Annotated in this window: 16 protein-coding genes and 1 pseudogene; 8 read left to right on the top strand and 9 right to left on the bottom strand. The window is 68.3% G+C overall.

The features are described 5' to 3' along the window. Positions 1 to 312: 312 nt before the first annotated feature. On the bottom strand, positions 313 to 1,701 hold the full coding sequence (locus ACQPZQ_RS15765; RefSeq protein ID WP_433296309.1) for a mercuric reductase: 1,389 nt from the start codon (positions 1,699 to 1,701) through the stop codon (positions 313 to 315). 928 nt (positions 1,702 to 2,629) lie between these two features. Beyond that, complete coding sequence (locus ACQPZQ_RS15760) at positions 2,630 to 3,280, bottom strand: CGNR zinc finger domain-containing protein (protein ID WP_433296307.1); 651 nt, start codon at positions 3,278 to 3,280, stop codon at positions 2,630 to 2,632. Positions 3,281 to 3,415: 135 nt separating this feature from the next. On the opposite strand from ACQPZQ_RS15760, the gene ACQPZQ_RS15755 reads away from it, so the two are divergent. From ACQPZQ_RS15755 to ACQPZQ_RS15745, 3 genes are all read left to right on the top strand, one after another. Then, complete coding sequence (locus tag ACQPZQ_RS15755) at positions 3,416 to 3,964, top strand: carboxymuconolactone decarboxylase family protein (RefSeq protein WP_433296305.1); 549 nt, start codon at positions 3,416 to 3,418, stop codon at positions 3,962 to 3,964. A 139-nt stretch (positions 3,965 to 4,103) separates the two neighbouring features. Further along, positions 4,104 to 4,457: a hypothetical protein gene (locus ACQPZQ_RS15750; protein ID WP_433296303.1), complete on the top strand. Its 354-nt coding sequence runs from the start codon at positions 4,104 to 4,106 to the stop codon at positions 4,455 to 4,457. A 68-nt stretch (positions 4,458 to 4,525) separates the two neighbouring features. After that, positions 4,526 to 4,777: a hypothetical protein gene (locus tag ACQPZQ_RS15745; protein WP_433296301.1), complete on the top strand. Its 252-nt coding sequence runs from the start codon at positions 4,526 to 4,528 to the stop codon at positions 4,775 to 4,777. Between the two features lie 1,503 nt (positions 4,778 to 6,280). Here the strand turns inward: ACQPZQ_RS15745 and ACQPZQ_RS15740 are convergent. The 3 genes from ACQPZQ_RS15740 to ACQPZQ_RS15730 are packed head-to-tail and all read right to left on the bottom strand — an operon-like array spanning position 6,281 to position 9,751. After that, positions 6,281 to 7,033 (bottom strand): hypothetical protein, encoded by a 753-nt coding sequence (locus tag ACQPZQ_RS15740; RefSeq protein ID WP_433296299.1) that lies wholly within the window; start codon positions 7,031 to 7,033, stop codon positions 6,281 to 6,283. Next, positions 7,020 to 8,570, bottom strand: a complete 1,551-nt coding sequence (locus ACQPZQ_RS15735) for a substrate-binding domain-containing protein (RefSeq protein WP_433296297.1) — start codon at positions 8,568 to 8,570, stop codon at positions 7,020 to 7,022. The genes ACQPZQ_RS15740 and ACQPZQ_RS15735 overlap by 14 nt, the downstream gene beginning before the upstream one ends. After that, a complete protein-coding gene (locus ACQPZQ_RS15730; RefSeq protein ID WP_433296295.1) occupies positions 8,570 to 9,751 on the bottom strand; it encodes a hypothetical protein in 1,182 nt (393 codons plus the stop codon). The genes ACQPZQ_RS15735 and ACQPZQ_RS15730 overlap by 1 nt, the downstream gene beginning before the upstream one ends. Positions 9,752 to 10,013: 262 nt before the next feature. On the opposite strand from ACQPZQ_RS15730, the gene ACQPZQ_RS15725 reads away from it, so the two are divergent. Beyond that, the gene (locus ACQPZQ_RS15725; RefSeq protein WP_433296293.1) at positions 10,014 to 10,223 is read left to right on the top strand and encodes a DUF397 domain-containing protein; all 210 of its coding nucleotides are present in this window, start codon (positions 10,014 to 10,016) and stop codon (positions 10,221 to 10,223) included. 44 nt (positions 10,224 to 10,267) lie between these two features. Here ACQPZQ_RS15725 and ACQPZQ_RS15720 read toward each other — a convergent pair whose 3' ends face one another. Both ACQPZQ_RS15720 and ACQPZQ_RS15715 read right to left on the bottom strand, forming a co-directional pair. Then, positions 10,268 to 10,975, bottom strand: coding sequence for an alpha/beta hydrolase (locus ACQPZQ_RS15720; protein WP_433296291.1), 708 nt, complete (start codon positions 10,973 to 10,975; stop codon positions 10,268 to 10,270). A 210-nt stretch (positions 10,976 to 11,185) separates the two neighbouring features. After that, positions 11,186 to 12,166, bottom strand: a complete 981-nt coding sequence (locus ACQPZQ_RS15715; RefSeq protein ID WP_433296289.1) for an alpha/beta hydrolase — start codon at positions 12,164 to 12,166, stop codon at positions 11,186 to 11,188. A gap of 406 nt (positions 12,167 to 12,572) precedes the next feature. Here ACQPZQ_RS15715 and ACQPZQ_RS15710 point away from each other — a divergent pair. The 3 genes and pseudogenes from ACQPZQ_RS15710 to ACQPZQ_RS15700 form a co-directional block, all read left to right on the top strand. Beyond that, positions 12,573 to 13,034 (top strand): annotated as a pseudogene (locus ACQPZQ_RS15710) (MEKHLA domain-containing protein); the annotation flags it as partial. After that, positions 13,031 to 14,107, top strand: a complete 1,077-nt coding sequence (locus ACQPZQ_RS15705) for a hypothetical protein (RefSeq protein ID WP_433296287.1) — start codon at positions 13,031 to 13,033, stop codon at positions 14,105 to 14,107. The pseudogene ACQPZQ_RS15710 and the gene ACQPZQ_RS15705, both read left to right, overlap by 4 nt. Before the next feature lie 88 nt (positions 14,108 to 14,195). Then, positions 14,196 to 14,591 carry a hypothetical protein gene (locus ACQPZQ_RS15700; protein WP_433296285.1) on the top strand — a complete coding sequence of 132 codons (396 nt, stop codon included), beginning with the start codon at positions 14,196 to 14,198 and terminating at the stop codon, positions 14,589 to 14,591. Positions 14,592 to 14,760: 169 nt separating this feature from the next. On the opposite strand, the gene ACQPZQ_RS15695 is transcribed toward ACQPZQ_RS15700, so the two are convergent. Beyond that, the gene (locus ACQPZQ_RS15695; RefSeq protein WP_433296283.1) at positions 14,761 to 15,159 is read right to left on the bottom strand and encodes a VOC family protein; all 399 of its coding nucleotides are present in this window, start codon (positions 15,157 to 15,159) and stop codon (positions 14,761 to 14,763) included. Positions 15,160 to 15,250: 91 nt separating this feature from the next. Between ACQPZQ_RS15695 and ACQPZQ_RS15690 the strand changes: the two genes are divergently transcribed. Continuing rightward, positions 15,251 to 16,243 carry a helix-turn-helix transcriptional regulator gene (locus ACQPZQ_RS15690; RefSeq protein ID WP_433296280.1) on the top strand — a complete coding sequence of 331 codons (993 nt, stop codon included), beginning with the start codon at positions 15,251 to 15,253 and terminating at the stop codon, positions 16,241 to 16,243. A gap of 109 nt (positions 16,244 to 16,352) precedes the next feature. Here ACQPZQ_RS15690 and ACQPZQ_RS15685 read toward each other — a convergent pair whose 3' ends face one another. Beyond that, a complete protein-coding gene (locus ACQPZQ_RS15685) occupies positions 16,353 to 17,012 on the bottom strand; it encodes a TetR/AcrR family transcriptional regulator (protein WP_433296278.1) in 660 nt (219 codons plus the stop codon). Positions 17,013 to 17,024: the final 12 nt, after the last annotated feature.

Raw genomic sequence — 17,024 nt, 5'->3', positions numbered from 1 at the left:
CGCGGGAGGTCGATTGCACTCGCCGACTGCTGCGGCGAGGTGATGCACAGCGGCCACACGCCGGACGCCTGACGCACGGGTCCAGCCTGCACCGGACCCACTGACCTCCCGCCGCCGGCTTTCCGCACCGTCGACGACGACAGCGATGTGGGCAGCGCATGCGCGGCCCGGAACCCCGTGTCGTATCGGGTCATACCCGCCTGGTCGGCGTCGAGCACCTGGCCGATCTCCGCGGTGACCGCGGCGAACTCCCCACTGCACGGCCCGCTCTCGCTGCGATGGGCTCCAGCGCGTGCTCGCGTTCGTAGGTCTTCAGGCGTCGAACATCGCGAAGAGGGAGTTGAGGCCTTCGGCAAGGAGCGGGTGTGTGAAGATCGCATCCGCCATAGCGGAGTACGTGAGCTTGCCCAGCATGGCGACCTGGATCATGGTCATGACCTCGCCGCCTTCACCGCCGAGGACCGCGCAGCCCAGGATCTGCCCGCTGTCAGCGTCGACGACGGCCTTCATGAAGCCGCGCGTCTCCCCGGTCTCGATGGCCCGGATGACGGCGCTCATCGGGAGCTTTGCCACCCGGATCGCGCGTCCCTGCGCCCTGGCCTCGCGCTCGGTCATGCCGGCGCGGCCAAGCTGCGGGTCGATGAACACGGTGTACGGGACGATCCGGTCCCGCGTGCTTGCCTTCTCGTGCGTGATGAGGTTGGCGTGCAGGATGCGGTAGTCGTCGTAGGAAAGGTGGGTGAAGGCTGGGCCGCCCTTGACGTCTCCCATCGCGTAGACGCCGGGGACACTGGTTTCCAGGTACTCGTCGACCTCGATGAAGCCGTGGTCGTTGAGGCGGATTCCGGCCGCCTCGGGGGTGAGTGCCTCCGTATTCGGGATGCGGCCGATGGCCGACAGCAGGTGCGTGCCTTCGAGCTGTCGCTCACCGTCCTCCGTGCGAACGGTCAGCCGCAGGCGCTCGCCGTCGGCCGGCTCAACCCGGACCGGCATCGACGAGGTCAGGACCGTGATCCCGTCATCGCGCAAGATAGCGGCGACCTCGTCCGAGACGTCCTCGTCCTCGATCATCATCAGGCGCGCGGCGCTTTGGATGATGGTGACCTCACTGCCGAACCGGCGGAACATCTGCCCGAACTCCAGCCCGATGTAGCCACCGCCGAGGATGATCAGGTGCTCCGGGAGGTCGACCAACTCCATGATCGACGTTGAATCGAGCACAGGAACGTCGCCCGCGCCGGTGATCGCCAGCGGCTTGGGCCGGGTGCCCGCGTCGATGACGACCACCGGCGCGCTGATCTGCCGCGTCCCACCGCCCGTCACAGCGATCTCGACCGTCTTCGGCCCCGTGAAATGGGACTCGCCTTCGATCAGGTCAAGCCCGTCCTGCGCCAGGCGGCTCGCGTAGTTCTGCCGCGCGCCGGCGACCATGGCCCGCTTGCGCTCGCGCACCGCCGCCAGATCCACCGATACCGGACCAATACGCACGCCGTACTCCGCGCCGCGGCGCGCCTGATAGGCCAGGCGCGCGCTGGCCACCATCGTCTTGGTCGGAGTGCACCCCGAATTGACGCAGACGCCGCCCAGTCTGCCTCGCTCGACAAGCGCCACCTTCTGGCCCGCCTTCGCCATCTCGACAGGGAGGAACCGGCCGCCCTGGCTGGTCCCTATCACAATCGCGTCGAAGTGTTCATCGGCCATTGCGTCTTCTCCCCATGTCCTGGTGAGCGCGTTGGCACGGACCGCGTATAGGACCATCTTAGCTAGCCGGGCGGCGGGGTGAGGCGGTGAGAACGGGTAACCAGCAATAGCCCACAGAACTCAAGGAAGAGCGCAGGTCAGCGCCCCGCGTACCCGCTTGATGCCTCTGCCACGGCACAGCTGCGACGGGGCACCAGAGGACTGGTGGCTACTCGGTGATTCCGGGATCGGGCCTGCAGCGTGTCCGAGGAAGGCGATCCCCTCCATCTGAGCCTCCGACTTGTATCTAGGTACCGGTCGGCCGGCTAGATGATCACTGGTCATAGTCTGGTTGGAGCGGTCGTCCCGGACTCGCGCGTGAGCTTCCTGCCAGTCCGTTCCGGCCTGGTTCGCCAGCGATCTGTAGCCCGGTGCGGCGCCGACCGTAGCCTGGCTCAACATAAGCCCACCTGCGCGCCGCGCGTCCGCGTCCGGAGCAAGGTGGGCGGCGACGACCGCGCTGGTGAGCGGGCGAGGCGCGAGGGCGCGGTAGGCCGCGGTCCGCGGAACGATCCGGCGCTGGTGTAGCGCCGTCGGCGCTGCGCCGATCGCCACCAGGCTTCGGGCCAGATACCGGGAGGCGTACGCGTAGCCGACGTGTCACACAGCGGCGTCGGGTGCTGCGACGCGGCCGAGGTGAGGTTGGCGTCAGCGGCAGCCGCCGCCGCTGCCGCGGCATGACGGAGTTTCGGCTGACCGCCGCGGGGCACCTCGTATTGCGCCAGGCTGTCACGGTTCGGCCAGATCGACGCGTCGGCGCCAGATCTTGCGGTCATGCCGTCTGAGGCGTGACACACAGTGTGATCAGCAGGTGGCGAGATCGAGGCTGGAGGGCACCCGGCCGGCTTCGCGACGAAGTGGTAGCGGCGTCGTGAAAATGCCCGCCTGGCTACGGCCTTCGAGTGACGGTTGACCGGCTGTCGCTGTGGTGACGCTGGTAGTGACGGGCGACACGGGCGCGGTTGCCGCACGCCGGCGAGCACCACTCCCTGCGCGGGTGTTGCTTCAGGAAGTACAGGAGGCAGCCGGGGGCCAGGCATGCGCGCAGTTGCCGACGTTGCGGACCCGTGAAGAGGTCCACGGCCTGGTGGGCGATAAACGCGACAGCCAGGTCGCCGGTCGTTCCGTTCATCCGGAAAACCGGGACGGGGTCTCCTCCCGCCGGCCAACGCAGTTCGGGCCCGGCCCCGGCGAGAGTGTTGAGCGTGTCGATCGCGCTCTCGCGGGTCATAGCCGGGGACGTCACCGGCGGTCGCGGGTCTCCGGTCGCGTCCGCGGCCAATCGGCGGAGAGCATCGCGCAACCTGCGCAGCCGCTCGGCGAGCCCAGGCTCCGGCGCCGCGGCGACGTCAGCAGGGTCCTGGCTGCCGGTCTCGGAGCGTAGGCGGTCGTCGATCGCGCGTAGCCAGGCGGTCACTGTGGCGTCGTCGCTGAGCGCGTCCTGCACGTCACTCCGGTCGACCCGCAGCGTGTTCATGAGCTCCACCGGAAGCGGCTCGTCGAGCAACGTCGCTCCGGTGGGCACCTCAGCGCGTCGCATATGCCCACGCTAGCACGGAACCTAATGGTTTAGCGCGGCAACATCCATTTGACATCCGTTGACCCGCGTGGCAACGTGACTAACGGATAGATGCACGATCATCCGTTAGGCTCTCGCCTAGAAGGGGCCATCAGCATGTCCACTCTTTCCAAGGTCGAGCCCGCAGACGCCACCGAGCCTGTCGCCGAGGTGCTGGCCGAGGTCAAGAAGGCGCTCGGGGCGGTGCCGAACATGGCCAAGACGATGGCGCACAGCCCGGCGCTGGTCAGGGGCTGGCTCGCGCTGTCGGGCGCCCTTAGCGCCGGGGTGATCCCCGCGCCCGTCCGCGAACAACTCGCTCTCGCCACGGCCGAGTACAACGACTGCGAGTACTGCCTGTCCGCGCACAGTTTCATCGGCTCGAAGGTCGCCAAGCTCGACCCCGACGAGATCGAGCGTGCGCGACATGCCGACTCCGCCGACCCTCATGTCGCGGCACTGCTCGCCCTGTCCGACGCCATCGCTCGGGGACGCGGCATCGTCGAGGACGCCGCACTGGAGACCGCCCGGGCCGCCGGAGTGACCGACGCCGAGATCGCCGAGGTCGTCGGCAACCTCGCACTCAACATCCTCACGAACTACTTCAACATCCTGGCCGACACCGACAACGAGTTTCCCCTCGTCACGCCGCTCGCACACGCCTGAGCAACCGACTCATACCGCTGCAGGTCGGGGCTCAACGAGGAGCACCCGACCGCTGCGGCCGTTCGCGCCGCAGAACACCCTCCCAGGCCGGGGTCGCCCGGTTGAACAACACCAACTCCAACGATGGGACAAAGCGCTCATGGCTCTCAACCAAGATGAATTCGTTCGATTGAGCAGAATTTCGGAGTCGATCAGTAGAAGCGACCCTGAGCTGGAACGTACGCTCGCCGCCCCCATGCGTCGTTGCTCGATCTGGACCGTGCTGTTCTACGTGACGCTATCCGTCCTCGCGTTCGTGACCCCGGCAGTCGTGGCGATCAGCGATACCACCCCGCCGAGCAACTCCATCGCGAAGAGTGCGTCGCACGGGGACGAGAGGACGACGGCGGACTTGGCACCGCAGATTCGCGACCAGGTCGACGGGCACTCTGCTGGGCGGCCTGCGACGGTGATGGGCCTCCCTGTCAACTACGGCGCCGGCGAGACTCCGTGACGACTTCGGTCAGCCAGGGCCGTCCAGCTCACCGGAATAACCGACGGCGTGATCAGCGGGTGGGCGACGTGGCCGAGATCGAGGTGGAGAGCACCGGCCCGGCTTCGCAGCGAAGTGGTAGCGGCGTCGTGAAAGTGTCGGTCTGCCTACAGCTACGGCCTTCCGGCGGCGGTCGACCGGCTGCCGAATTGATCTCCTCGATGCCCGGTTCGGGCAATGTCGAATCACTGATGGATCGCCGCGACGAGCGGGAGGTGCTCGACCGGCTGCTCAAGGCGGTCCGGACAGGTGAGAGCCGGGCACTCGTGGGTGCGAGGTGAGCTGGGCGTGGGCGTCACCGCACCGACGCGTCACAATCGCCGAGTCTCCAGCAGAGCGGTGTCAGGGCTGAGCCGGCGCCCTCGTCAGCCTGGTGGTAACCGCCGTTCCCCGGACCCAGCACAACCCTTCAATCGAGATCCGCTCCCCACAACGGCCGGATCCGCTCGCATCGTGCACGGTCGCACGGCGAGCGGATCCGCCGACATGGCAGGACCGTGGAGGTGGGTCAGCTGCACACGCCTCAATCAGAGCTAACGGGAGGAACCGGGATGCAGGTACAGCAACGGGCTACCCGACGCCGCGGGAGCCACGAAGTCAGCGCCGCCATTCCTCGGTCAGCCGCAATCCGCAGGCTGGGCCTGCAAGCCAGGAGTAGAGACCCGCGACAAGGGTCAAGCGGAACGTGGTGGCGCTGTGCGACGTCCCTACCGGACAGTAGGGACGACCGTCGAAGTCGCTGACCTTCGAGCGAGCGGAATCAGTACTGGCCGCATCGGAGGGCTCCCCGCTACACGCATACGTTGTGGTGTCGCTACTGACCGGCGCGCGCCCGAACCGAAGAGCTGCGCGCGCTGCACTGGCACGAGGTCGACCTCGACGGACGTTCGGACGCCAGCCCGCCGATACCCCCCTCGGTCGCGGTCTACCGATCCATCCGCGCCGGCGGCGACACCAAGACCGTCAAATACGACGACTCGCGATGCCACAACGCTGTGTCGACGCACTCCACCGCCACCGCAACCACTCGCCACACCCACCACCACCAGACGCGCTCGTTATCGCCACAGCCAACGGCACCGCGCTCGACGCCCACAACGTCCGCCGGTCATTCCGCCACGTGATCGCCGCCGCCGGCCTCAACCCCGCCGCGTGGACACCCCGCGAACTCCGATGGTCACCCAGCAAGAAACCATGATCGAGAACCTGCGTCCCACGGCTTCAGGCTCAGGCGGGGTACGAGCCCTCAAGCCCAGACTTTCCGCAGGTAGAAACGCTGATGCGCGGCTCCCCCGTAGGGAACCGCCCATCGTGCCGTCGGGACGACAGGATTTGAACCTGCGACCCCTTGACCCCAGGCATACGACAATGCCGTCGGACCGCTACGACGAGACTCGAACACCCTGGTGAGGCGTCCGTGGGCGTCCATTTTCAACCAGACAGCATCGCTGTCGTTGTCACTCACTTTGTCACTCAGTCTCAAACCTCACTGACGCGCCATCCTGAGTGCGCAGTCAGGCCGCCGCAGCCGATCGGTTCAAGAGCGCGCGTGCTCATCTCCCGACCCGGCGTGGGCCGGGAAGCGCAAAGGGGCGCGCGGCCAAGCCTTTCGTCGGTGATCTCGACACCGATCCGCACCGGGCTGGCCTCGGCCCGTGTACGCCCCGGCCTCACCGAACCCTGACCCGCGACGCACGTGCCCGCGAGATCCTCACCCCCGCCAGCTCATTCGAGCTTCGGCGAGCAGTGCACCACGCCGGGCGTGCGCGAGTTCGCGCGAGTGGTCAGTGGAACACCGCGGTAGGGCGCACCTCCAGCGTCTTTGTCGCCGCGTCCCATGTCCCGACCCGGCCGAGGCACCGGAATGTCCCGGAGTACACGTCGTCCGTGCGCAGGCCGGCCGCCGCACAGACGATTCGGACCTGTGGCCCCTGGGCGGGATCGTCCGGCTCACCGAAAGGCGCGTTGAGCGTGACGGCCTCGGGGGTCCGGTCGACGACCCGGAACTCGCCCTGGATCAATAGAAAGGTGTGGATCCGCTGGAGGCGGACGTGCTCAGTCGGCGGCTGACGATTGAATGCTTTGTCCAACGCGTCACTCGCCTCCACCTCCTGGCTGATCAGGTCCACATCGACGATGTCGTGTGCGTTGTCCAGGACCCCAAGGACGATCGAGATGATCGAGATCGGCGAGTCGTTGACCACGTACCTCTCGAAGACCTCGCTGGTGACACCGCGCTCTGCGTCTGCCCTCAGCGGGTCGAGGTTGGCCGATCCCGCGAACCTCCGGCTCGTGCTGACCCTCTTCTCCACCTGGCGGCTCAGCGCCGCTGCGTACTTGCCTCCGTACCGGTGGTAGAGGTCCATGACGAGGCGCGCGTCGAGGTAGATGCAGATGTCCTGGCGGGGCGGGGACCTGTAGTAGGTCCGGTAGCGGAACACGATGGCCACCGACGCCGCCAGCAGCGCCGCTGTGGCGCCCCACACCAACAACCACGGCCACCATACGGCCAGCCAGGATTCGTCAACGACAGCCACGGAGGTCCTCGAATGCGGTGGTGAGGTCGGTGTCGGCGTCGACCGACCGGCCGCCGGTGGCCGTCGCGACTCTTGCCAGCTCGGCCGCATCGGCCTCGGCGAACCGGATGGTGAAGACCGGCGCTGGGGGCCGCCCCGCAACAGCGAGGCGGGCCAGGAACTCGTCGGCGGTGAGCCCAGCGTTGTTGATCCCGTCGGTCATCAGCACGATCGACACGGGCCGGGCGGCGTCCGTGGCGAGTACACGCGCCGCAATGCCGTACGCATGCTCGGCGGCGCTCCAGACCGCCGTTTGATCGTCGAAGGAATCCACGTTGACGAACTCGCGCAGTGCTGCCAGCTCGGCAGGGTCGTCGGCGGCGAACTCGCGCTCTGCGATGACCTCGCCGCCGAAGCGGACCACGGTGATCCGTTCCCCCGCGCGGAACCGCACGAACGACGCCTCGCCTTGCCCGCTCAGCTGGACGAACGCCGCACGCAGCGCTGCGATCCGGTTGCCGCGCATCGAGCCGGAGAAATCGAGCACGAAGATCACATGGGCAGGCGGATCGGTGCCGATCGCCTCGTAGTCCGCAAGCAGCGCGTCAACGACCTCCAGGCGATCCGGGAAGTACAGTGCGTTGCCCGTTGTCGCCGGCAGCTGCGGCGGGCGCGGAACGTTCGGGTCGATCGGTCGTCGCGCGGTCTGATCCATGATCCGCCGCTGCACCGGTTCCGTCAGCAGCCAGTCGACGACCCGGTCGTACGCGTCGCGCTGCGCCGGGTTCAGCAGCAAGAGCGGGAAATCGGACTGGATGATCCCGTCCGCCGGATAAATGATCTCCAGCGGCTCCGCCAACCGGCCGCTGGCGTTGAGCGACAACAGCGTCGACTCGGGGGCTACCAGCGCGTCGAGGTCAGCCTCGCGGGCCATGAATCCGTCGACGAGCGCGGCGGACGTCTCGGCACGCAGTGCGTGCCCGGTGAAAAAGCCGCGCAGGCGGTCGCAGGTGAGGTCCTCCAACTGCAGCGCGCGGCCTGTGTCAGCTGCTGCCGTAGCAACTCCGACGAGTGCGGCGAGCCCACTGCCCGAGCGCCGCGGATCGGCCATGCCGAACCGCACCTCGCCCGCCGCCGCGCTCGCGGCGATGTCGGCCCACGAGATCGGCCCGGCGGCCCGCAACCGCTCGGCCGTGGCCCGCTTCATCCCGACGACCACCGGCGACAGCATTATCGACGTGCTCAGCGGCCGCGGCCCGGTGTAACCCGATGCAGTGAGCTCGAGCTGGAAGTAGCGGTCGGACGACAGCCAGGCCGCGTCGTGCCGGTACTCGCCGGGCTGGAGCGCGCCCACCGCGTCGAGACCCTGGGCCATGTCGAGCTGCAAGTCGACACCGGTGTCCGCTCGGAGGTCGGGGAGTAGGGGCGCCAGGTCGGCCAGGTCGGGCGTGGCCAGCACCCGCAGCGTGAGCGGAGCTTGCGGGCTCACGACGCAACCTGACAGCACGGCGAGAGCCGCGAAGAGCAGGGCCACGGCACGCAGGATCGACGGGACCATCACGGCATCGGCAGGCAGTCGCCGACGGTTGTGATCATCGCCTCCAGCATCGGCACGTCCGGCAACAAGCCCCGCGTGTAGCTGGTCGAGATCGCCGGCGCGGGCACGCCACGCTCGGCAAGGAACCGCGGCAGCTCGGAGCTGGAGTTCTCGAGGCGCGGGTCGAGCACGCGGTAGCCGAGTTCCAGTGCCCGCCTGCGCAGCACGGAGTCCGTGCCCAGGAGTTCTGCCAGCGACTGGGCATCCTCGTTCAGCGCCACCACCGTCGGCTCGCTCTGGAACTCGACATCCGGGTAGAGCAGCACGCGGTCCTGGTCCGGCTCGCCGCCTCCATCGACGCGCTGCAGCTGGTAGGCGAGGTACTGGTGCTCATAGATCACGACGATCGGGAGGATCCCCCGCCCCTCAGGGATGAAGTAGATCCCGTCGGGATTGCGCGTCGGCAGGCCCTGCTCGCGGAACAGCGGCTTGATCTGGTGCGCCAGATCGACCGCGTCGGGCACCGAGACCGGCACGCCGCCGCGGATGACGTAAGCGACCAGACCGAGATAGGTGGCCGCACTGTTCGCCGCACACACATCGGTGGTCTGCGCGAGGACGGTGTTGCCGTTGGTGAAACCCCAAGCGCCGATGCCCAGCGCGTCCCAAGACTGGCCGGCGCGTGCCAGCTCGAGGAACTCATCGAGGTCAAGGTCGTAGTAGAACGGGTGCTCTGGGTCCTGGTTCGCCTGCGGCCTCGCGACACCCGCCGCGCGCAGCGTCTCCGCGTACTCCCGGTAGGTGGCAAGCACGATGGGACTTACGAAGACCCGGTGGGGAGAGGAGTACTGCTGGGCGGCGACCCGGCGCTCTGCGACCAGCTCCGCGGCGGGCTGACCTGACGGGAAGACGAAGTCGACCCCGTCGAGCGGCACCCGCGCCGCCTCGCGGGAGCCGAGGGCGGTCAGCCGCACCGCCATGTGGTGACGCAGGAGCTGGGCACGCACAACGGGGTCGTCGAGGTACTGGATCTTGGAGCCGCCGACACCCACGAGCGTCACAAGCCGCTGAAGCGGGAGTGCTGTCGTGCCCGACGCGATCAGTGCGGCGATCCCGACGATCGCGAGCGCCGTCGCAGGAATGAATCGCCACAGGAACGAGCGGCGCCGGTAGAAAGGAGCGGCCCGTGCACGGACCCTCAACGCCGGTTCGGCCGCCGCCGTCGGTTCAGACGCCGTCGGTTGGGATACGGACACCTTGTTCGTTCCCCCGCAGATCAGTCGCGCAACGCTTACGGACAGTCGCGGGCCGATGCTACCCGTTATGGGTATCGCGCTCCCCCGTTCGGGGGGACTCTCATACGCCGAGTTCAGCAACGGCGCCGGTCTCTCGTCAGGGGTTGGGCCCTGCTGCGTCACCGACACGATCGCCGGCGACCCGGCATCACCGCCGCTATCGAGGACCGTGAACCACACCGAGCCGGCCACCGCCACCTGGTTCAAGAGCAGCCGCAGCAACGCGCACGCCAACTGCGTGGAGGTGGCGTTCTTGAACGAGGGCCGGGTCGGGTTGCGCGACAGAAGGACGGGGAGCCGGCCCCGCGCACGTCTTCACCCGAGCCGAGAGGCGTTCCTCGCCGGTGCCAAGGACGGCGAGTTCGACCTCCCCGCATAAGGGCGCTGGCCTGGCCGCCGCGGAAGCGACAACCGCCTGCTGCGTCAGGCCAGGATCTTGGTCAGGAGTTCGGCCAGCTCAGCCGGCATGGACAGGAAGGGCGAGTGGCTGCTGGGCAGGTGGTAGACGGCACCGGTGCGGGTGGCCAGCCACTCTTGCCTCGAGGGCGGGATGGCTTGGTCGTCGTCGCAGACGATGTAGCTCGACGGGATGCTGTGCCAGCCCGCCTGCGTCACCTGGTCCGCGAAGGACCGAGCGCTGTGCGACACGAGTCGGGAGACAGCGTCGTTGCGCAGGTCTTCCGGCACGTCTCTTCCGTAGAAGGCGTCCCCGTCCGGGGGTGGGATGGCGCCCACTGCGCTCTCGGGGTCGGGCTGTGGCCGGCCGGCGAGGGAGGTCAGGCTCTCGCCGACGTCGGGCACGGTCGCGGCCAGGTAGATCAGATGCTGGACGTTTTCCGCGCCCGGCGTCGCCTGAGTCGTGGGGACTCCGCCGTAGGAGTGCGCGACCACGGCGAGCGGGCCGTCCATGTCGCCGATCGCTTCTCGAATGACCTGGGCATCATCGAAGCTGCTCGGCAGCAGGCCCGACTCGGTGACTGCCTCTGCGGCCACTGCACTCGGCAGCTGGACAGCTCGCGAGCGCCAACCCAGAGCAGCGAGTTCGGGCTCGAGCTGCGCCCAGCACCATGCTCCGTGCCAGGCCCCGTGGACCAGGAGCACTGTGGGGCGCTCGGACCGCGGAAAAGGCATCGGCTTCCTCCCATTCGATAGCAGATGTGGCAGCAAAAGGCAGACGACGTGAAACAGTCCGATGTATGTCCTCCGGTCCGACTCCGGGAAACCGGGGAACCTCATTGCATACCGTTGCGCGCGCCATTCCCGGTCAGCAGCCAAGGGCTGTCTGCGGTCGATCCCCCGTGTACAACACGTCGACGCTCAGCCGATCCGGCAACGAGGGCGTCAGCATTCCAACAGTGCCTGCGCTACCTGGTCGGGACGGGTCAGCATCGACTGGTGGCCGCCCGGGACCGTCACCGGAGTCAGGCCGAGCCTCGCCGCGAACTCGGTACCCGGCCGAGCCAGGACGAGGTCGTTCTCGCTGAGAACATATGCCACCGGTACGCCAAGCGTGGTCACGTCATCCACGTCGAGCGGTTTGGTGAAGTGGGCGCCCGGCTGGGGCACCAGGAGTTCGAACAGCAGTTGCCGTGCCTGCTCGCCCCATTCGGGCGCCAGCAGGGGCATCTGGTCACGTGTGATGGCGACGCTGCCGTCGGGAGATGCCTCGATCTGGGCGTGCAGCATCGCAGAATAGGACTGGTTCTCATCGATGAGAGCTACGCCGCGCGCCGGCACGAGGGCGTTGAAGTAGATGACCTTCGCGATGCGATCCGTCAGCCGATGCGCGGCGCCCGTGATGAGATAGCCGCCCCAGCTGTGACCGACCAGCACGACGTTGTGCAGGTCGTGCCGTTCGACCTCCACCACGACGTGGTCGACGGCTTCAGACAGGTGTCTGCCGGTACGGTCGTCGCCGTCCGCAAGACCGGGCACATCCACTGTCAGAGCATCGTGACCGGCAACCCGGAGCCGCCGAGCGACCGGCTGCCACGACCACCCGGCTTGGTAGCCACCGGGAACCAGGAAGAACGTGGTCGAGCTGCCTGACATGGTCATACTCCTTCGGTAGGCCATCTGATCGGGTCGGTGGTCCGGTCCCTGCGACCAGGCCGCCACCGCCGCTCTCACCGATGAGCGCGATTCGCAGTAGGGGTCGACTCCGAGCTCATGGGCGTGCGCGGCCAGCCAGGCGAGGCCCGCATGGGCGTCCTCGACGGAGGTCGGATGGGGGTGTTCGGCGGCAAGACGACAATCGACGGATAGCCAACGGAGGCCGCCGTCGGCGGCGTAGCCGGCGACATGGCGATCGACGGGTTGCACGGGTCGCCGCGATCAATGCCACCCGAGTGCACCGACGGGACGCGTATCGGCCAGTGCCTGGCGAACAGGTCGGCGGGGCGGGTGAGGTCGGCGTAGGCCAGGTCGGCATCTCCAACGTCCACCATGGTCGTCACCCTGACACCTCCGCCGCTATGTATGTAACGATCACTACATGCCTCGACCGTAGCGTGGCGGTCAGGACCAGGAGGCGGGTCCGAACCCCGTGTATAGTGAGCGCTACATACAACGCATTGGTTCGGCCGTGGCGCCATGGGTGTTGGTTCCGTCCGGTATCACTGCCCGTTTTGGCGCATTTCCACGGGTGGGCGCGGGGGGTGAAATGCTGTTGTTGCCGACGCAGACTGATGCTGCGTTTGCGGAATTGCTGAGGTGAAGTTTCGAGCGCGTCGTCGGCGCGGCGTTGCTGCCACCGGGTGTTGCCGGCACCGATGAGGCGCGCTTGCTCTACGTGGACGCCCTGTTCGTTCTGCTGGCTCACGACACGTCCGTGGACCCGCTGTTCGTCTACGCGAACCGCGCGGCCCAGGCGTCCTTCGAGCACGGCTGGGACGAGTTCGTCGGGATGGCGTCGCGGCTGTCGGCCGAGGCGGCATCCCGACGAACGCCGGAGGGGGTGCTGCGGCGCGGCTACGTCGATGGCTACCGGCGCCTGCGCATCACGGTCTCCGGGCGCCGGTTCTGGATCGACGACGCGACTGTGTGGAACCTCGTGGACGCCGGCGGCGCGTTACACGGCCGAGCCGCGCTCGTCCGCACGTGGACCGACGCCTGCCGGGCACCCTCCTCCGACCTCCGTCGGGCTGCTGCATCCCGCGACCCAGATCACACCACTGAAAGGGAGACATGAACGACTCGGACGGCTCGCTCGGCCTGAACGTCAACGGTGACCCGGGCCCTCTCACCCTGGCCGAGATGGACCTTGTCTCGGCGACCTGGCTCCGGGCGTTCCTGCCCATGACCGACGCGGGCGGTGGATCCCTCGTCGACCAGCCGGCGCTCCGCCTGGTCCTCGCAGCCGCCGAGCGCGGTCGCGGCACGGTGCTGTCCCTGAAGTTCCCCTACACCCATAGGCCCGTGCCGGTTCCCGGCAGCGAGGCGTTCGCGCGCGAGGTGCAGCGAGTCGACGCGCTGCTGCCCCTGGTGATGGACGTGGTCGACATCCTCGTCGTCGGCAACGAGCCGTTCCTCGAGACCCGCGAGGAGGACCGGGACTCCGGCCGCCTCAACGCCTTCTACGAAGCTCTCGCCCGGCACGTCATCAGATACCGCGACATGCGGTTCGGCCCCACCTGCCGGACCCGCCTCTACATGGGAGCACTGAACCACCTCGACCGCCCCGGCGGGCGCTCGGCGGCGACGGACCGGTGGATGACCTTCACGCGCGACACGCCGGCCCTCGACGGGGTGGACATCCACCCACATCTGTCGGCACCGGAGGATGACCGGCACTACCTCGACTACATCCTGCCCCGGCTGCGTCCCGACCAGACGTTCCTGGTCACGGAGTTCTCCCTGGTCCAGTTCTGGAAACGCCACCTGAGCGACCGGGTGGCCGCTCGGTACGCCGACCGGCACGGGATCCCCCGGGCGACGCTGGTGTGGGAGGAGATCAGGAGCGCCCTCGACCGGCCGTTCCCGCAACGGCGGTGGGACGAGTTCCTGCGGTCGAACCCGTGGTTCTCGCAGCACGAGGACTACCTCCGGCAGCAGGTCGAGACGTTCCGCGGCACCGGCCGGCTCGCGGTGGCGACCTACGCGGCGGTGCAAGGCGCGGCGAACGTGCAGGACTTCGGAGCGGACTCGGTGCCGTGGTTGCTCAACAGCCTGTTCTGCCCCTTCACCGTGCAGCGCGCCGACGACGGCGGGCTCGGCCGGAACACCACGTGGACCGACGCGTTCCGTGCGTTGCAGCCGGGATGACGAGACGCGCGGCGAACTGGTCCTTGATCTGCTCGGTTTCGGCCTTGGTGCCGACGAACCCCAGCAGGTGGTCGTCGGCGTAGCTGACGTGGCCGATGTTGTTGTGCAGGTCGCGCATCGTGATCTTCGACTGCAGTTCTCGGTCAGGTCGCACGGGTTCCGGCCCGGGCGAAGTTGTCACACCACGCTCGACGAGATCGCCACGGCGTGGACGGGCACGACTCGCACCCGGATCACGCTCGGCCGCGGCAGCCCGCACCGGCTCAACGCCCTCGACCTCGGTCCGATCCGCACCCGCCGGGCCCGCTGGTCGAACGAGCAGCCGCGCGAGGAGCTGACCGAAATCCTCGCCCGCTGGATCCGCCTGCTGACCGCCCCGGCGGCGGGGCGGCTTCGGTCGGTGCAACACCCGGTTGGAGCGGATCCGGCCCACCAGCTCGACCGGCAGGTCGGCCAGGATGACGCCAGCCGGGTGACGTCCTAGCCGGCGTCGGTGACGATCAGAATCCGCGGGTCACCGGGTCACCGGGTCACCGGGTCGCCAGTGCCCAGCCGTGATCAGCCGCTCAACCACCGCGCGGAGCTGGCCGGCGGTGACCACGGTGGCATCGTCGGCGGGCCCGAGCCGGACCGCATCCAACACTGCGGTCTAGTCAGCGGGCGAACTTCTCGATGGCGGCTGGGGTGACGGGGGTGAAGAAGTTGACGAGGTTGCCGTCGGGGTCGCGGAACAGGAGTGCGCGGTTGCCCCAGGGCATCGTGGTGGGTTCGTTGACGAAGTCCTGCACGAAGCCGGTCAGGTTCTGGTGCACGCTGTCCACGTCGTCGACGAGGAACTCGATGATGACGCTGCGGTTGTCGGCCGGGTGGGCGGAGCCGGGCGCGAACAGGGGGACGGTGCGGGTGCTGGCGATCGCGAGGGTGGCCGAGGCGGTCCTGAGCTCGGCGAAGTCCTCGTTGGCCCAGTTCGCCCGCACTGCGGTGGCGCGCTCGTAGAAGTCTACGAGGCGGGCGACGTCGCCGGTGATGATGCGGATCGAGACGAATTCCATGGGTTGTCTCCTGATCGGTCGGTGCTTGTGACCGCACGGTAGGGCGTATACCGGGCAGAACCCGCCCGGTATCTGCGGAAGACTTCTCGGTATGTCCCGACCGATTGCTCGCGTGCTCACCCTGCTGGAGCTCCTGCAATCGGGAGGAATCCGGACCAGGGCCGAACTCGCCGACCGGCTCGACGTGGACGAGCGCACGGTGCGGCGCTACGTCGACCACCTCATCGACCTCGATGTGCCCGTCGAGTCGGTGCGTGGCCGCTATGGCGGCTACCGGCTCGCCTCCGGTTACCGCATGCCTCCGCTCATGCTGAGCGACGACGAAGCGCTCGCCGTGCTGCTCGGCCTGGTCGCAGGGCGCCGAGCCGGCTTGGCGGTGGCCACGGGCACGGCGAGTGAGACGGCAGCAGCGAAGATCCGGCGGGTGCTGCCCGAGCGGCTCGGCCGCAGACTCGACGCCGTGCTCGGCTCTATCGCCTTCACAGCTCCAGCCGGTAAGCCAACCGCCCCGGAGACCGCAGTCCTGCTCTCGATCGCGGATGCGGTGAGCCACCACCGGCCGGTCTCGATTCGGTACACCGCCGTCGACGGCCGGCGCAGCCAACGCACGCTGCACCCATACGGGCTCATCGCCCACTCGGGTAGGTGGTACGTGACGGGTGCCGATCCCGCGATCGGCGAAGACCGGACGTTCCGGCTGGATCGCATCGCCAGTGCGAGGACCCTGCCCGGGTCGTTCGACCCGCCCGACGGACTCGACCCGGCGGAGCGGGTCCTGACGGGACTCGCCACCACTCCGTACCGGCACGAGGTGACTCTGCGGATCCAGGGGACTGCCGAGCAGATCCGCACCCGGCTTCCCGCCAGCATCGCGATCGTGGCGGAGTCGCCGCCGGTGAGCAGCGCAGACCCGGACACCATGCACTGGTCCCGCGTCGAACTGCGGGTGGAACGGCTCGACTGGCTGCCGGCCGTGCTCGCGTCGCTGGACCTGCCCTTCGTCATCGAACGACCGAACGAGCTCCGGGACCTCGTCGTGGCACTTGCCAGCCGGCTCACGCATTCCGCCCGGCGGCTGGGGTGAACCGTCAGGAATGAGAGAGGACTAGGCGGAGCCGTCCATCTCCGCTGACCGAGCCTGGCGGCCATGAAAGCGGCGGGCGGCGGCCCCCTTCGGGGGCATGGGGAGGGATTCACCGGTCCTTGCCGTCGGGAATTGTTCCCTCCTCGCGGCCGTGCTGTTGTGCCAGTCCGCGGATCAACGAGACGAACGGCGCGACGTGCGAGCTGTACGTCGCGCCGTCGAGGCTGTGGGCCACCGACAGCCCGTCGGTCATTGCCCGTCCGAGCACAGCCAGTTGCTCGACGAGGACCTTGCCGTCCTCGTCCCCACCCGGCGCGAAGATGGGGGTGAGGGCGTCGACCCAGGACGCGTGGGCGTGGTCGCGGATGCGACGCACGGTGCTGCGCACCGTCTCGGAGTCCTTGTGCGGTCCGACGCTGACGGCCAGTAGGAGACGAAGGTAGTCCGGGCGCCGGTCCAGCGAGCGGCACGCCGCCGTGAACCACGCCTCGAGGCGATCGATCGGTTCCCGACCATCGAACGAGGACGGATTCGGGAACAAGGCGTGCAGCTCGTCGAACGTGCGCTCCAGCAGGGCGGCGAGGACGCCGAGCTTGTTCCCGAAATGGTAGTAGATCGAGCTGGCCGGTAGCCCGGACTCCGCGCACAGGTCCGAGACGGCCATGCCGTCGTAACCTTTACTCGCGATGAGGGTTCGAGCCGCGTCCAGGATGACGTCGCGGCTGCTCGAACCGGCAGCGGACGACGCGGAGTTCGATGCCCTCACCACGGGACCATGGTA

The sequence above is a fragment of the Pseudonocardia sp. CA-142604 genome, assembly GCF_050948475.1.
Lineage (GTDB): Bacteria > Actinomycetota > Actinomycetes > Mycobacteriales > Pseudonocardiaceae > Pseudonocardia > Pseudonocardia alaniniphila.
This window is presented reverse-complemented; position numbering and strand designations above follow the sequence as displayed.